This is a genomic window from Salinisphaera japonica YTM-1, from assembly GCF_003788585.1.
GTDB classification, from domain to species: domain Bacteria; phylum Pseudomonadota; class Gammaproteobacteria; order Nevskiales; family Salinisphaeraceae; genus Salinisphaera; species Salinisphaera japonica.
The window spans coordinates 1-15,229 of sequence record NZ_AYKG01000021.1 but is presented as its reverse complement, the minus strand read 5'-3'; the positions used below and the strand labels follow the sequence as shown (position 1 = coordinate 15,229).

At 65.7% G+C, this 15,229-nt stretch carries 13 protein-coding genes and 1 other RNA gene; all 14 read right to left on the bottom strand.

The window, feature by feature from the left end; all coding sequences use genetic code 11:
- Positions 1-8: 8 nt before the first annotated feature.
- The 14 genes from ftsA to rnpB all read right to left on the bottom strand — a co-directional run bounded on the left by ftsA (position 9) and on the right by rnpB (position 15,219).
- A complete protein-coding gene (ftsA, locus tag SAJA_RS07660; protein WP_123658085.1) occupies positions 9-1,244 on the bottom strand; it encodes a cell division protein FtsA in 1,236 nt (411 codons plus the stop codon).
- Positions 1,241-1,978 carry a cell division protein FtsQ/DivIB gene (locus tag SAJA_RS07655; protein WP_123658084.1) on the bottom strand — a complete coding sequence of 246 codons (738 nt, stop codon included), beginning with the start codon at positions 1,976-1,978 and terminating at the stop codon, positions 1,241-1,243. Before SAJA_RS07655 ends, ftsA begins: the two co-directional genes overlap by 4 nt.
- A gap of 70 nt (positions 1,979-2,048) precedes the next feature.
- On the bottom strand, positions 2,049-3,497 hold the full coding sequence (gene murC / locus SAJA_RS07650; RefSeq protein ID WP_425471653.1) for a UDP-N-acetylmuramate--L-alanine ligase: 1,449 nt from the start codon (positions 3,495-3,497) through the stop codon (positions 2,049-2,051).
- The gene (gene murG, locus SAJA_RS07645) at positions 3,497-4,591 is read right to left on the bottom strand and encodes an undecaprenyldiphospho-muramoylpentapeptide beta-N-acetylglucosaminyltransferase (protein WP_123658082.1); all 1,095 of its coding nucleotides are present in this window, start codon (positions 4,589-4,591) and stop codon (positions 3,497-3,499) included. Before murG ends, murC begins: the two co-directional genes overlap by 1 nt.
- Positions 4,588-5,736 carry a putative lipid II flippase FtsW gene (gene ftsW / locus SAJA_RS07640; RefSeq protein ID WP_123658081.1) on the bottom strand — a complete coding sequence of 383 codons (1,149 nt, stop codon included), beginning with the start codon at positions 5,734-5,736 and terminating at the stop codon, positions 4,588-4,590. The genes murG and ftsW overlap by 4 nt, the downstream gene beginning before the upstream one ends.
- Entirely contained in the window at positions 5,733-7,061 is a 1,329-nt protein-coding gene (murD, locus tag SAJA_RS07635) for a UDP-N-acetylmuramoyl-L-alanine--D-glutamate ligase (RefSeq protein ID WP_123658080.1), read from the bottom strand. Before murD ends, ftsW begins: the two co-directional genes overlap by 4 nt.
- Positions 7,058-8,140, bottom strand: a complete 1,083-nt coding sequence (gene mraY / locus SAJA_RS07630; protein WP_123658079.1) for a phospho-N-acetylmuramoyl-pentapeptide-transferase — start codon at positions 8,138-8,140, stop codon at positions 7,058-7,060. Before mraY ends, murD begins: the two co-directional genes overlap by 4 nt.
- On the bottom strand, positions 8,134-9,528 hold the full coding sequence (locus tag SAJA_RS07625) for a UDP-N-acetylmuramoyl-tripeptide--D-alanyl-D-alanine ligase (protein ID WP_123658078.1): 1,395 nt from the start codon (positions 9,526-9,528) through the stop codon (positions 8,134-8,136). The genes mraY and SAJA_RS07625 overlap by 7 nt, the downstream gene beginning before the upstream one ends.
- On the bottom strand, positions 9,525-11,084 hold the full coding sequence (locus SAJA_RS07620; RefSeq protein WP_123658077.1) for a UDP-N-acetylmuramoyl-L-alanyl-D-glutamate--2,6-diaminopimelate ligase: 1,560 nt from the start codon (positions 11,082-11,084) through the stop codon (positions 9,525-9,527). The genes SAJA_RS07625 and SAJA_RS07620 overlap by 4 nt, the downstream gene beginning before the upstream one ends.
- Before the next feature lies 1 nt (position 11,085).
- Positions 11,086-12,810: a peptidoglycan D,D-transpeptidase FtsI family protein gene (locus tag SAJA_RS07615; protein WP_245963257.1), complete on the bottom strand. Its 1,725-nt coding sequence runs from the start codon at positions 12,808-12,810 to the stop codon at positions 11,086-11,088.
- 3 nt (positions 12,811-12,813) lie between these two features.
- Entirely contained in the window at positions 12,814-13,083 is a 270-nt protein-coding gene (ftsL, locus tag SAJA_RS07610; protein ID WP_184999795.1) for a cell division protein FtsL, read from the bottom strand.
- Positions 13,080-14,027: a 16S rRNA (cytosine(1402)-N(4))-methyltransferase RsmH gene (gene rsmH, locus SAJA_RS07605; protein WP_123658075.1), complete on the bottom strand. Its 948-nt coding sequence runs from the start codon at positions 14,025-14,027 to the stop codon at positions 13,080-13,082. Before rsmH ends, ftsL begins: the two co-directional genes overlap by 4 nt.
- 38 nt (positions 14,028-14,065) lie before the next feature.
- Positions 14,066-14,527: a division/cell wall cluster transcriptional repressor MraZ gene (gene mraZ / locus SAJA_RS07600; protein ID WP_123658074.1), complete on the bottom strand. Its 462-nt coding sequence runs from the start codon at positions 14,525-14,527 to the stop codon at positions 14,066-14,068.
- A gap of 337 nt (positions 14,528-14,864) precedes the next feature.
- Positions 14,865-15,219: RNase P RNA component class A (gene rnpB / locus SAJA_RS07595), an RNA gene on the bottom strand.
- Between the last annotated feature and the right edge of the window lie 10 nt (positions 15,220-15,229).

The following is a 15,229-nucleotide window of genomic DNA, read 5'->3' as shown; positions in this document are numbered from 1 at the left end:
GCTGTGTTTTAGAAATTACCCTTGAACCACGCTTTCATACGTTCCCAGACCTGGGCGAAGGTCGCCTCGCCCTGGCCGGCCTCGAGCCCACCCCGTGGCTGAGTGCGATTGCCGAACTCGAGCAACCCCACGCCGGTGGCATGAATCGGGTTTCGCACCACGTCGGACAATCCGCGGATCCGCTGCGGCGTACCCAGGCGTACCGACATATGAAAGACTTCCTCGGCCAGCTCGGTCAGCCCCTCCATCTTGGCCGAGCCGCCGGTCAGCACCACGCCGCCGGCCAGCAGGTCTTCAAACCCTGACCGTACCAACTCTTTATGAATGAGCATGAACAGCTCTTCATAGCGCGGTTTGATGACCTCGGACAGCGTATAGCGCGACAGCCGCCGCGGCGGACGCTCGCCTACCGATGGCACCTCGATGGCGTCGTCCTCGACGATCTGCTCGGGCAGCGCACAGCCATAGCGAATCTTGATCTGCTCGGCGTGCTGGGTCGGCGTGCGCAGGGCCACCGCGATATCGTTGGTGACCTGGTCACCGGCAATCGGAATGACTGCGGTATGACGAATCGAGCCGTTCACGAAGACGGCGATATCCGAGGTGCCGCCGCCAATATCGACCAGGGCCACGCCCAGGTCCTTTTCGTCATCGGTGAGCACGGCATACGACGAGGCCAGCTGTTCAAGCGACAGTTTGGTGACCTCCAGACCGCAGCGCGCCACGCATTTCTGGATATTGTGCGCCGAGGTTACGGCCCCGGTGACGATATGCACCTTGGCTTCCAAGCGCACGCCGGACATGCCGACCGGCTCCTGGATACCTTCGTTATCGTCGACGGCGAATTCCTGCGGAAGCACATGAAGAATCTTCTGGTCAGCCGGGATGGCCACCGCGCAGGCAGCATCGATCACACGCTCGATATCCGATTCGGTGACTTCTTTGTTTCGCACGGCCACGATGCCGTGCGAGTTGAGCGAGCGAACATGGGCACCGGAGATACCGCAATGCACGGCCTGAATCCGGCAGCCGGCCATGAGCTCGGCCTCCTCGACCGCCCGACGGATCGAATCCGTGGTCGACTCGATATTGACCACCATGCCTTTTTTCATGCCCTTGGACGGGGCACTCCCCAGGCCGATGATCTCGAGCTGGCCGTCGTTGGCCTCTGCCACGATACAGGCCACCTTCGAGGTGCCGATATCCAGGCCAACGATGAGATTCTTCTCCGGCCGTTTGCTCATCCTGTATTCTCCTGACCGGGCGTTGACGCCGTGACCGTTCGCGTGCCGCCCACGGCAAACCCGTCGCTGTATCGCAGATCCACATAAGCCGCACTGGCCAACGCGTCTTCAGCGGCCGAGCGGTTCAATGCAAACCGAACAAAACGCTGCATACGTTGTGCCAGGTGCGCCCGCCCGAGTCGCAGTTCCAGCCCGTTATTCAAGCGAGCCTGCCAGTCGCCGCTCGCATCCAGTGTCAAAGACACAAGATCCGCCCTCTGATCGGCGAGGATACCGGATAGTGCGCGGTATTGTGCATAGACTTTTGCCGCGTCTGTTTCCGGGCCGTTCAGGCTGATCAACCCCTTGGGCCGTTTGGCCGGGGTGAACACCTGTCCGTTGGCGTCGAGCAACTGCTCCTGGCCCCAGTACGCGACCGGTTTTCGATCCGCGACGTGTACTTCGATGCCGCTGGGGAACCGGCGCGAAACCTGGATATCGGTCAGCCAGGGCTGATCGGCCAGACGCTCGTGCAGACCGGCCAGATCGATATCGAAATACGAGGCCTTGAGATAAGGCCCGGCCAGGCGTGCCAGCTCGGCATCGGAGACATGATCGGAATGGCCGCTGAGATACAGCGTGCGCGCGTCGTCACCATCGGGTTTGAGCCCCTGCCACGTGCAGGCGGCCACGCCGAACAACAAGACAGCGCCCAGCGTGACGTCACGCAGACCACGTAATTTGAGCCCTTTCATGCCTGCTCTCCCGGGCTGCGATGCCCAACCGGCACACCGCAGGCCCCATCATCGAAAAAAACGCCAATCTTCATGAGATGCCTCGCGCGGCGACCAGCGCCTGTGCGGCCGCGCCGATATTCCCCGCGCCCAGCGTGAGCACCAGATCGTGCTCGCCGACGAGCGCGGCCAGGGTGTCGTCAAGCTTGTCGACGTCATCGACAAACACCGGGTCCACGCGCCCGCGTGCCCGTACGGCCCGAGCCAGCGCCCGGCCATCGGCACCGGTGATCACGGCCTCGCCCGCGCCGTAGACCTCGCACAGCACCAGCACATCCAGATCCGCCAGCACCTCACAGAAGTCCTCGAACAGATCGCGGGTGCGGGTATAGCGATGCGGCTGGAAGACCACGACCAGGCGCCGATCGGGCCAGGCCTGTCGCGCAGCCGCGATGGTGCTGGCCAGCTCGCGCGGATGATGGCCATAGTCATCAACCAGCAGCGCGCTTGACGTGCCAAAACGCAGATCGCCCAGCACCTCGCAGCGTCGACCGATTCCGGCGAACGCCGACAGGCTCGCGCCGATGGTGGCCAGGTCCACGCCCAGCTCGTAGGCCACGGCGGCCGCGGCCAGCGCGTTGAGTACGTTGTGCCGACCCGGCAGGTTGAGATGCACGCGATGCGAGCCGGCCTCGCGGGTGATCAGCGTGAAGTGGCTGCCCGTGCCATCGAACGATAGATCCGTGGCGCGGAAGTCGGCGTCCTCGTCGATGCCATAGGTCAGAATCGGCCGGCCCACCTCGGGCAGCAGCTCGCGCACGACCGGATCATCCACGCACAGCACCGCCAGGCCATAGAACGGCAGGTGATGCAGAAACTCCAGAAACGTATCGGTCAGCCTGGAGAACTGCCCGCCATAGGTCTCCAGATGATCGGCATCGATATTGGTCACGATCGCCATCATCGGCGTCAGGAACAAGAACGACGCATCGGATTCGTCAGCCTCGGCCACCAGATACGGCCCGGCGCCCAGACGCGCGTTCGAGCCCGCCCCCAGCACCTTGCCGCCCACGATGAAGGTCGGGTCCAGCGCCCCGTCGGCCAGGCACTGGGCGGTCAGGCTGGTGGTCGTGGTCTTGCCATGCGTGCCGGCCACGGCGATGCCGTAGCGAAACCGCATCAGCTCGGCCAGCATCTCGGCCCGGCGGACCACCGGCACCAGCCGCTCGTGGGCCACCACCACTTCCGGGTTGTCCGCGGCCACCGCGGTCGAGACGACGACCACATCGGCATCCACCACGTTCTCGGCGGCGTGCCCGCCATAGATCGTGGCCCCCATCTCGGCGAGCGAGCGCGTCGTGGCGCTGTCTTTTTGATCCGAACCGGTGACCGTGTAGCCAAGATTGAGCAGCACGCGGGCGATGCCGGCCATACCGACGCCGCCAATACCGACCATGTGCACATTGCGTACCCGGCGCATCGGGCGATGCGTCAAGGGCTCGAAACCGGCACGGCTCATGGCCGCGCTCTGAACATCCATCATGAGGCGCTCCAGGGCTGTGTACAGGCGGCCACGATCTTGGCGGTGCTGTCCGGCCAGGCCACGCGTCGAGCGGCCTGGGCACGCACGAGCAGCTCGGCGCGATTACGCCCCAGCCCGGTCAGGGCCTCGGCCAGGCGCGCCGGTGACAGCTGGTTCTGGCGCACCATCAGGGCGGCCCCGGCATCGACCAGATGACGGGCATTGGCTGCTTGATGATCGTCCACGGCATGAGGAAACGGAATCAGCAGCGCGCCCAGCCCGGCCGCGGCCAGCTCGGCCACGGTCAACGCCCCGGCCCGGCAGACCACCATATCGGCCCAGTCATAGGCCGCGGCCATATCGTCGATGAAAGCCTCGACGTGGGCCGTCACGCCGTGTTGTTCATAAGCACGCTCGGCGGCAGCCAGGGTGCGCCCGGCCTGATGCCAGACCGTGGGCCGTTGCTCGGGTGGCATTTCGGCCAGGGCTTCGGGCACCTGCTCGTTGATAGCCAGCGCCCCGCCGCTGCCACCCAGCACCAACAGCCGCAGCGGGCCCTCGTGGGCCATGAGTCGTTGCTCGGGCGCGGCCAGCGCCAGAATATCCGCACGTACCGGATTGCCCACGGTTGTGGCCCCGCGCGCGGCAACAAACGTATCGGGAAACGCTTGTAGCGTGGCATGCGCGACGCGCGCCAGCAGGCGATTGGTCAGCCCGGCCGCGGCGTTCTGTTCGTGAATCACCAGACGTCGGTTGGCGAGCCGTGCCATCAGGCCACCCGGCCCGGAGGCAAAACCGCCCATGCCGATCACCAGATCGGGGTTCACACGCTTGACCACGGCATGCGCCTGAAAAAGCGCCCGCGTGATCGCAAGCGGCGCCGCGAGCAGCGTGGTCAGGCGCTTGCCACGCAGCCCGGCCACGTCGATCGTATGCAACGGGATATCGGCCGCCGGCACGAGCCGGGCCTCGATACCGGCCGCCGTACCCAGCCAGGCGACCGTGGCCCCCTGCTCGGCGAGCGCTGCGGCCACGGCGAGCGCCGGAAAGACATGACCGCCGGTGCCGCCGGCCATCATCAACACCTGCTTGCCGGCGTAGGCGCCACTCATCGGGCCACCTCGCGCTGGGCGGCCGTGCTTTCCAGATTCACGCGTATCAACAGCGCACACAGCGCGCACATCATCACCAGCGACGAGCCGCCATAGCTCATCAAGGGCAGCGTGAGCCCCTTGGTGGGCAACAGGCCCATATTGACGGCCATGTTCACGAACCCCTGCAAAACCACCCACGCCGACAGGCCATAAGCCAGAAAACCACCAAAGAGCTGGCCCTGTTCGATCGCACGCCCGGCAATGACAAAGCCCCGCCAGACAACGATCGAGAACAGCGCGATCAGCACGAGCGAGCCGATCAACCCGAACTCCTCGGCATAGATCGCAAACAGGAAATCGGTGTGTGTTTCCGGCAGATAGGACAGCTTCTGGACCGAGTTGCCCAGGCCAACGCCAAAGACATGGCCCCGCCCGATGGCGATCAACGACTGGGTCAGCTGAAAGCCGCTGGCAAACGGATGGGCCCACGGATCAGAAAAGCTGATCAAGCGCTGCATGCGATACGGCGACGACATGACGAGCGCGGCCACGCTGGCCCCGCCCAGCCCGGCCAGCACGACCAGATTGAACAATCGCGCCCCGGCCAGAAACAGGATGATGCCGGCCACGGCCAGCAGCACCGCACTGGCGCCGAAATCCGGCTCGAGCAGCATGAGAAAACAGGCCACGACCAGAAAGACGATCGGGCGCAGCAGCCCCGCCCAGCTGGCGGCCAGCTCGGTCTGGCGCCGTGTAGCATAGCCGGCGATATAAAGAATCAGGCACAGCCGGGCCGGCTCCGAGGCCTGCAGAGCCACCGGGCCGAGATCGATCCAGCGCTGGGCGCCGTTGACCGAATGCCCGATGCCCGGCACCAGAACGATCACCAGCAGCGCCAGGCCCAGCCCGAGCATGGTGAAGGTATGGCGCTGCCAGGCCTGCATCGGCACATGCAGCACGATGAAGCCGGCCACCAGCCCGACGACCCCGTAGACCGCCTGGCGATAGAAGAAATACAGCGAATCGCCGGCCAGCTTATCGGCTACCGCCACCGAGGACGAGCCGACCATCACCAGCCCGAGCGTGGCGATCAACACGAGCGTGCCGAGCAGCCAGATATCCGGGGCCACACTTGGCAACCGAGCCGACAACAGACGCTTCATGCCGCACGCTCCTGGACATATCGTGTAAACGCATCACCGCGTGCGGTATAGCCGGCAAACTGATCGAAGCTGGCACAGCCGGGCGAGAGCAGCACGACATCGCCGGCCTCGGCGATATCGACAGCCCGGGCCACGGCAGCGGCTAGATCATCGACCGCGATCACCGTGGTGTAGTCAGCCACGGCGGCCGCTATCTTGTCGCCGTCTTGGCCAAAGACAATCACCGCACGGGCTTTGTCGGCGGCGACCGGCCCCAGCGGGGAAAAATCTGTGCCCTTGCCCTGGCCGCCGGCCAACAAAACCACCGGCGCATTCATACCGGCCAGGCTGGCCAGCATCGCGCCGAGATTCGTGCCCTTGGAGTCGTTGACATAACGCACGCCGGCAATCTCGGCGACCGGCTGACACCGATGGGCCAGACCGTCGAATACACACAGGCCGGTTTGGATCGCATCGGGCGCGATGCCGACCGTGTCAGCCAGCGCCCAGGCCGCCAGCGCGTTCAGCGCGTTGTGACGACCGGGCAAGGCGATATCTGCCAGCCCCGGACCGGTGTCGTCGCCGTGCGCCAGGCCGTGCTCGTCCAGCCGATAATCCGCGCGCTCGTGAACCCCGAACGACACCACGTTGGGATGTCCGGCAGCCAGCTCGGCGGCCGGGCCGTCGTCGGCGTTGACCAGAGCGGTCTCGGCGCGGGCGAACACACGCGCCTTGGCGGCGGCATAGGCCGCGAAATCCCCGTGGCGATCGATATGATCGGGCGAAAGATTGAGCACGGTGGCCACTCTTGGCGCCAGGCTATCGCATAGCTCAAGCTGAAAACTCGACAGCTCCAGCACATAGAGCTCGACGTCCGAGTCCAGCAAATCCAGTGCCGGCGTGCCGAAATTGCCACCGATGACCGCGTTGAGTCCGGCGCGCTGGGCAATCGCGTGGGTCCAGGCCGTGACCGTGGACTTGCCGTTGGAGCCGGTGATGGCGATGACCGGGGCAGCCGCGCAACGCGCGAACCATTCGATATCGCCCACCACGTCATAGCCGGCCGTGCGCGCGGCCTCGATCAGCGGCTCGCGCAGATCCACGCCCGGCGAGACCATGATCTCGTCCATGCCGGCCAGCGCCTCGACGGGCAGCCCGCCGGTCATGATCTCGATCTCGGGCAGCTCGGCGGCCAATGTTTCGGCGGCCGGCGCCGTAGCGCGGCTGTCGACCACACGCACGACAGCCCCCGCGGCCGCAGCAAAACGTGCCGCCGAAGCGCCCGTCGCCCCGCAGCCCACGATGAGCACGCGCTTGTTGGCGAGATTGGCGTACCAGGCGTTCATCGGATCTTGAGCGTGGACAAACCGATCAACACCAGCACCAGGGTGATGATCCAGAACCGCACGATGATCCGCGGCTCGGGCCAGCCCTTGAGCTCGAAGTGGTGATGCAGCGGGGCCATGCGAAAGATACGCTTGCCGGTGAGCTTGTAGCCCACCACCTGGAGCATGACCGAGACCGTTTCAGCCACGAAGATGCCGCCCATCACCAGCAGCACCAGCTCCTGGCGCACAGCCACGGCCACGATGCCGAGCGCCGCCCCCAAGGCCAGCGCCCCGACATCGCCCATGAAGACCTGCGCGGGGTAGGCGTTGAACCACAGAAAACCAAGCCCGGCCCCGGCGATCGCGGTACAGAAGATCGCCAGCTCACCAACCCCGGGAATGAAGGCAAAGCCCAGATAGCGCGAGAACTCGGCGTTGCCGGTCACGTACGCGAAAATCGCCAGGGCAGCGGCGACCAGCACACAGGGCATGATCGCCAGACCATCCAGGCCGTCGGTGAGATTGACCGCGTTCGAGGAGCCGACCACCACCAGATAAGTCCAGATCACGTAACCGATACCCAGGGGCACGGAAACGTCCTTGAGCATGGGGATCAGTACACTGGTCTCGGCGGCCGAGGTGGCCCCGAAATACAGCCAGAACCCGGCGATCAGGCCGATCAGCGTCTGGCCGCCGTACTTGGCCTTGGCCGACAGGCCCTTGCTGTTGCCGAATTTCAGTTTCTTGTAGTCATCGACGAAACCCACGACGCCAAACGCCGCGGTCACGAACAGCACCAGCCATACCCAGCCCACCGTCAGATCCGCCCAGAGCAGGGTCGCGATCAGTACCGCGGCCAGAATGAGCGTGCCGCCCATCGTGGGCGTGCCGGCCTTGACCAGATGACTCTGCGGCCCGTCGTCGCGTACGTGCTGGCCGATCTGGTGCACGGTCAGCGCCCGGATCAGCATCGGCCCGCAGACAAACGAAAAGATCATCGCCGTAAGCACGCCGAGGATGGCCCGCAGGGTCAGAAACTGAAAGACACGAAAGCCGGAAAAAAGCGGCTCGAGCCACTGTGCGAGAAACATCAACATGGCGAGCCTGCCGGGGATTCGTGAGACATCTCATGCGCGCGCGGCGCAAGGGCAGCCGCGACATGATCCATGCCGGCGCTGCGCGAGCCCTTGACCAGCACGATCGGTGTCGCCTGGGCCCGGGCCACGGCTTCGGTCAGTGCCGCGATCAGCGATTCGCGATCGGCAAACCACTCGGCCCCGTCACCAAACGCATCGGCCGTGGCCCGGCCGGCCGCGCCGGTGACGAACAGCCGCGATACACCGGCCGCACGCGCCTCGTGCCCCGCCTGTTCGTGGGCCGACATCGTGTGATCGCCCAGCTCGCCCATGTCACCGAGGGCCGCCCAGCGCGGGCCGGTCTGGGTGGCCAGCCAGGCCAATGCGGCCGCCAGCGACCCGGGATTGGCGTTGTAGCTGTCATCGACCAGACGCGCGCCGTCGCGTGTCGTGGCCACCGCCAGCCGGCCGCCGACGTGGGCCATGCGGGCCAGGCCGGCCGCGATCATGGCGATATCCAGGCCCAGGGCGTGGGCCACACCGGCTGCGGCCAGCGCGTTGGCCACGTTATGCCGACCGGGCATGGCCAGCTCGATGCGCGTCTGGGCTGCACCGGCCACCAGCGTGAAACGACTGCCCTGCTCGGTGGTTTCGATATCGGTGGCGCGCACATCCGCCTCGGGCGCATTCAGACTAAAACCCACGACACGGCGCCGCCCGGCCATCTCTTTCCAGAGCCCGGCATAGTCGTCGTCGAGATTGATCACCGCCGTACCGTCATCGGGCAGACGAATGAACAACTCGCCCTTGGCCTTGGCGATGCCCTCGCGCGAACCGAAACCTTCCAGATGGGCCCAGCCGGCGTTGGTGATCACACCCACCGTGGGCCGCGCGATGGCCGCCAGTTGGCCGATCTCGCCGGGGTGGTTGGCGCCCATCTCGATCACGGCCCGAGCGTGGTCATTGTCCAGGCGCATCAGCGTGAGCGGCACGCCCAGGTGATTGTTCAGATTGCCCTCGGTGGCCAGCACCGTGCCGGCCTCTGCCAGCACGGCCGCGATCATCTGCTTGACCGTGGTCTTGCCGTTCGAGCCGGTCACGCCGACCACCGGGCCGTGATAACCGGCCCGGGCCAGGCGGGCCGCCCGCTGGAGCGCGCCCGCGACGTCATCGACCACCAGCTGCGGCACGCGTGTGTCCTGGGCGCGGGTAACCACGGCTGCCGCGGCCCCGGCCGATGCCGCACGGGCCACGAACGCATGGCCGTCGTGATTGGCACCGGACAAGGCGAAGAACAGCGCGCCGGGCGTGATGCGCCGTGTGTCGATCGTGGCACTGACGAACTCGCCGTCGGCCCCGATCAGCTCAGCGCCAAGTGCTGCCGCGAATGCGGATAACCGGCCTTTCATGACGTCTCCCGGGCCTGGCCAGACGCGGCGCGGCGGGCATTCAGCGCCTGGGCCGCCGATACGCGATCGTCGAAGGGATAGATATGCGAGCCGTACTGCTGGGTCGTTTCATGGCCCTTACCGGCGATGAGCACGACATCCGCAGGGCCGGCGGCGTTGATCGCGGCCGCGATCGCGCGGGCCCGGCGATGCTCGATGTTGAAGTGGCTGCCCTCGATCCAGTCAGCGGGCAGCCCGGCCCGAATCTCGGCCACGATATCGGCCGGGGTTTCGCCGCGCGGGTTGTCATCGGTCAGCCACACACGATCCGCGCCGCCGGCGGCGGCCCCCATCAGCGCGCGCTTGCCACGATCGCGGTCGCCGCCACAGCCGAAGACACAGAACACCTGCCCCGTCGCATGGGCGCGCAGGCTCGACAACGCGGCCTCCAGCGCCCCGGCGGTATGGGCATAATCAACAACGACCAGCGGCGCGGCCGCCAGACCCGCCTCGTCGTGGCCGGCGATACGCTCCATGCGCCCGGGCACCGTCGTGGCCGCCGACAGCGCACGGCTGGCATCGGCCAGATCGACGCCGCGGGCCAGCAGCACGGCCATGCAGGCCGCCAGGTTATGCGCATGAAAAAGCCCGATCAGCCCGGTATCCAGCCGCGTGCGGCCAGCGTGGGTGGCCAATGTGACGCCCAGGCCATCGGCGTGGGCATCAACACGGGCGATATGCACGTGATGGGCGCGCTCGGCCACCGCGCTGCGCTTGCCGTAGGCGATCGGCGTGACGTCATCGCGCGTGGCGGCCTCGGCCAGCCACGCCGCGCCGTGTTCATCGTCGGCGTTCAGGACCACGTGTGAGAGCGTGTCGTGGGCGAACAGCCGGCGCTTGGCCGCCGCATAGGCCGCGTCACTGCCGTGATAATCCAGATGATCTCGCCCGATCTGGGTCAGCACGGCCACGTCGAAGGCCACGGCATCGGTACGATGCTGAGCCAGTGCATGAGACGAGACCTCCATGGCCGCGGCCGAAAAACCGCTGTCGGCGATCCGGGCCAGCCAGTGCTGGATCCGCGTGGCGTCCGGCGTGGTATGGGTGGCCAGCGACAGCGCGGCCGGATCGCCGAAGCCCAGCGTGCCGATATAGCCGCAGGCCATACCCAGCTTGCCCATGGCCTGGGCCAGCAGCCAGGCACAGGATGTCTTGCCATCGGTGCCGGTGATGCCGGTCATGTGCAGGCGCTCGGCCGGCCGGTTATAGAAATCGGCGGCGATCTCGCCGGCACGAATCGTCAGCCCCGGCACCGGGATCAGCGGCAGATCCAGGGCCGGCACCTTGAGGCCTTCGGCCGGCTCATAGGCAATGGCCGCGGCCCCGCCGGCCAGCGCGTGCTCGATATGATCCAGCCCGTGGCCACGGCTACCGGCCAGCGCCAGAAACAACGCCCCCGCGCCGAGCGTGCGGCTGTCCAGACAGACATCGTTGATCGCGGTCGCGGGCAGCGCGGCCTCGGTATAGGCCGCCAGCAGCCGGTCCAGCGTCGTGGCTGGATGCGTGTTCGTCGTCATCTCAGCCGCCTCGATTCGGGTGATAGGCCGCAGCGGTCAGCATCTTCGGATTGTCCGGCGGGACATGCAGGATCCGCATGGCGCTGGCCATGATCTTGGAAAACACGGGCGCGGCCACGGTGCCGCCGTAATACGAACCGCGCGTGGGCGCGTCCACGACCACCAGCGTGACCACGCGCGGGTTTTTCGCGGGCGCCATGCCCACGAACAGCGCACGGTGCTGGTCCATGTGATAGCCGTCGCTGCTGATCTTGCGCGCGGTGCCGGTCTTGCCGGCCACGCTGTAACCGGCGATCGCCGCGCGTGAGGCCGTGCCGTCCGGGGCTACCACACCCTCGAGCAGGCCACGCATGGTTTTGGCCGTACCCGGCGAGATCGCTTGCTGGGCCGGCGGGTGCATATCCGCGCCCTTGCCCAGAATCAAACGCAGGCTGCGCAGCTTGCCTTCGCTGGCGATCGCTCCGTAGGCGCGGGCAAGTTGCAGCGGCGTCACGGCAAAACCATAGCCGTAAGAAGCCGTGGCGGTTTCGACCTTGTCCCAGGTGAAGAAATCCTTCAGCACGCCAAAGCGCTCGCCGGGAAAACCCGAGCCCGTGGTTTCACCGAACCCGAAGTTACGAAAATCCTGCCAGACGCCTCTCGGGCCCATCGACAGGCCGACGCGGGCCGCCCCCACGTTGGAGGACTTCTTCAGGATCTTGGCGAAATCCTCGTCGCCGTAGTTCAGCTCATCCTTGACCGTGAGGCGGCCAACCTGGAACCAGCCCCGGGTATGAATGATGCTGCTGGTGTCATAAAGCCCGCTGTTGAGCGCGCCGGAGAGCACGATCGGCTTGGCCGTGGAGCCCGGCTCCATGACATCGGTGGCCGCGCGCATACGCATGCCAGCGGGCTCGATCGAGCTGCGGTCGTTGGGGTTGAAGCTGGGATACGAGGCCATCGCCAAGAGTTCGCCCGACCGTGGATCGAGCATGACCACAACGCCGTCCTTGGCTTTGTGGTCGATCACGGCCTGCTTGATGTTGCGATAGGCCAGATACTGCAGGCGGGAATCGATGGTCAGTTTCAGGTCCTGACCGGGCTTGGGCATCTTGTATTCGTCCAGATCATCCACGGCCCGTCCACGGCCATCCTTGATCACCTTGCGCTCGCCGGGCTCGCCTTCGAGATAGCCGTTGCGCGCCAGCTCGATGCCCGACTGGCCCTGATCGTCGATATTGGTCAGCCCCACCAGCTGGGCAATCGCCTCGCCGGCCGGGTAATAGCGCTTGTACTCGCGCTGCAGAAACACGCCGGGCGTCTCCAGAGCCATGACCTGATGGGCATCAAAGGGCGAGAGCTGGCGTTTGAGATACAGGAACTGACGCGATTTGTATTGGGCCAGGCGTTTTTCCAGCGCCGCGGGGTCCATCCCCAGTGATTTCGCCAGGGCGGCGATCTTGTCCGGCGCGCCCAGCACGGCCCCAGGCACCGCCCAGACGGATTCCGTGGGGGCCGAGAGGGCCAGCGGCCGGCCGTTGCGATCGACGATCGCGCCGCGATTGGCCGGTACTTCCAGCGTGCGGATATGGCGCATGTCGCCCTGGTGGGTCAAAAACGCCTCATCGTAGATCTGCAGATCCACGGCCCGCACCACCAGCGAGATGCCGAACACGGCGAACAGGCCCAGGATGACCCAGGCCCGCCACCGCGGCGGCGTGAAGTTGGTTGTCGTGTCCTCGGACACGATCTAGCGCGCCCCCAACACGATGTAATCGGCCGGCTGAATCATCTCGAGCTCTTGTCGGGCGACCTGCGACACACGATCCGGGCTGGCCCAGGCGCTGTCCTCGAGCTGGATCTGGGCCCATTCGGTCGCCAATTGATCGCGCGTCTGTCGCTCGGCCTGAAGCGCGTGATAAAGCTCGCGCGTCTGGTGCTTGGTCTGCACCACCGCCACGGCACTGGCGATATTGACCACCAACAGGGCCACGAGCAGCAGGATCGGGTGCTTGATCATACGATCACCTCCGGCGCCTGCGTACGCTCGGCCACGCGCAGCATCGCGCTGCGTGCTCGCGGGTTGGCCGCGGTTTCCATGGCATCGGCCCGTCTGGGTTTATTGATCAGCGACAGCGCCGGTGCAACGACGGCCGCCATTGGCACGGCCGGCTGGGCCGGCTGGGCCTGGGCCCGCATGAAGCGTTTGACCCGGCGATCCTCCAGCGAGTGGAAGCTGATGACCGCCAGCCGGCCGCCCGGCGCCAATACCGAAAGCGCACCGGCCAACCCGGCATCCAGGGCGCCAAGCTCGTCGTTGATGTGCATACGAAACGCCTGGAACGTGCGCGTGGCCGGATGAATCCGCTTGGTCTGGCTGATGCGGGCCGGCACGGCATCCGCCACGATCCTGGCCAGCGCGCCGGTATCGGTCAGGGTGCCGGCCTCGCGGGCATCGAGAATACGCCCGGCGATACGCCCGGCCATCGGCTCCTCGCCCAGCGTTTTGATCACGCGGGCAATCTCGCCGTGGCTGGCACGAGCCAGCCATTCGCCCAGCGTGGTGCCCGTGCGCGTATTCATGCGCATATCCAGCGGGCCGGCATGACGAAACGAAAACCCGCGCTCGGCAACGTCGAACTGCGGCGAGGACACGCCCAGATCGAACAGGATGCCGTCGATTCGACCGACCAGACCCCGCGCGGCGATCTCGTCGCCCAGCTCGGCAAACGATCGCGCGACAAAGACAAGCCGTGGGTCATCGAAAACGCCTTTGGCCACGGCCTGTGCGTCCGGGTCCTGGTCAAAGACCAGCAGCTGGCCCTCGGGGCCGAGCCGCTCGAGAATGGCACGCGCATGACCGCCCCGGCCGAAGGTGGCATCGATATAGATGCCCGCCGGACGAATCGCCAGCGCGTCCAGACAGGCATCGCGCATCACCGGCACATGTGACGGCTCGGCCATGACAGCGCACTCCAATGAATTTTCGGGGGCCAAGCAGCTCATAGACTGATGTCCATCAACACGTCGGGCAGATCACCGGCAGCGGCATCGGCGGCCAACGCGTCAGCCGTGTCGGCGTTGCGTCGGTCGAAGGTGTCGGCATCCCACAACTCGAACAGGTTGCCGATGCCCGACAACGTGGCCTTGCTGCCCAAGCTCGCCGCGCTACGCAGCGGCCCGGGCAGAAGCAGCCGCCCTTGCCGGTCCATGTCCACGTCGCGTGCGTTGCCGATGAAGAAACGCTGAATGTCGCGCACCTTTGGATTGAGACTGCCGCGTGCAAGCAATTGTGTTTCGAAGGCCTGAAATTCGGGCGCCGGATAAATCAACAGACAACCATCCCAATGTCGCGTAAGCACAAGCCGGCCCGCGCAGTCATCTAGCAATGACTGCCTGTAAGACGCCGGTATCGCTATACGACCCTTGGCATCAACGGTGACCGCGTGTGACCCCTTGAACACTGGATGGCCCCTGGGCGCTGTTTAAACCACTCTGCCCCACTTCATTCCCTTCGACGCCACTATAGGCAGGGCCTAAACAGAGTGTCAAGACAGGAAATCGGCGAAAAACCCCGGCCAATCAGCGAGTTCCGTGCGCCTTTACAGGCATCGCCCGAGACGGAAATGACAATTTTTAGGGCTTTAAGGTCAGTTGCTTGGCGAGCATCGCTGTATGTAAATACAGCTTTACGGCTGCATCCATGTTGCGTACAAGCGAAGCGCACGCCAGCGGTGGGGCAAAGTGGAAATACCACTAAAGGCTCGGGCGCGGCTGCGCCCGAGGGGATCGATTCAAGAAAGAGAGAGTCGGCCGATAAGCCGGGTTCTGTCGTGTGTCGTCATTCATCTGGGATGCACGTCGCCGTGCACCTCATGCGACCTACCCGAGGACTATGCGGGCCGCACGTCGTCCTCCTATTTGGTCTTGCTCCGAACGGGGTTTACCGTGCCGCTCACCGTTGCCGGTGGCGCGGTGCGCTCTTACCGCACCCTTTCACCCTTACCCACGGTGTCGATGACGAGCCGTGGGCGGTCTACTCTCTGTTGCACTTTCCGTAGGCTCGCGCCTCCCAGGGGTTACCTGGCGTTCTGCCCTATGGAGCCCGGACTTTCCTCGACACCACAGGTGATGCCGCGACGACATGGCCGACTCTCGGCGCGCAG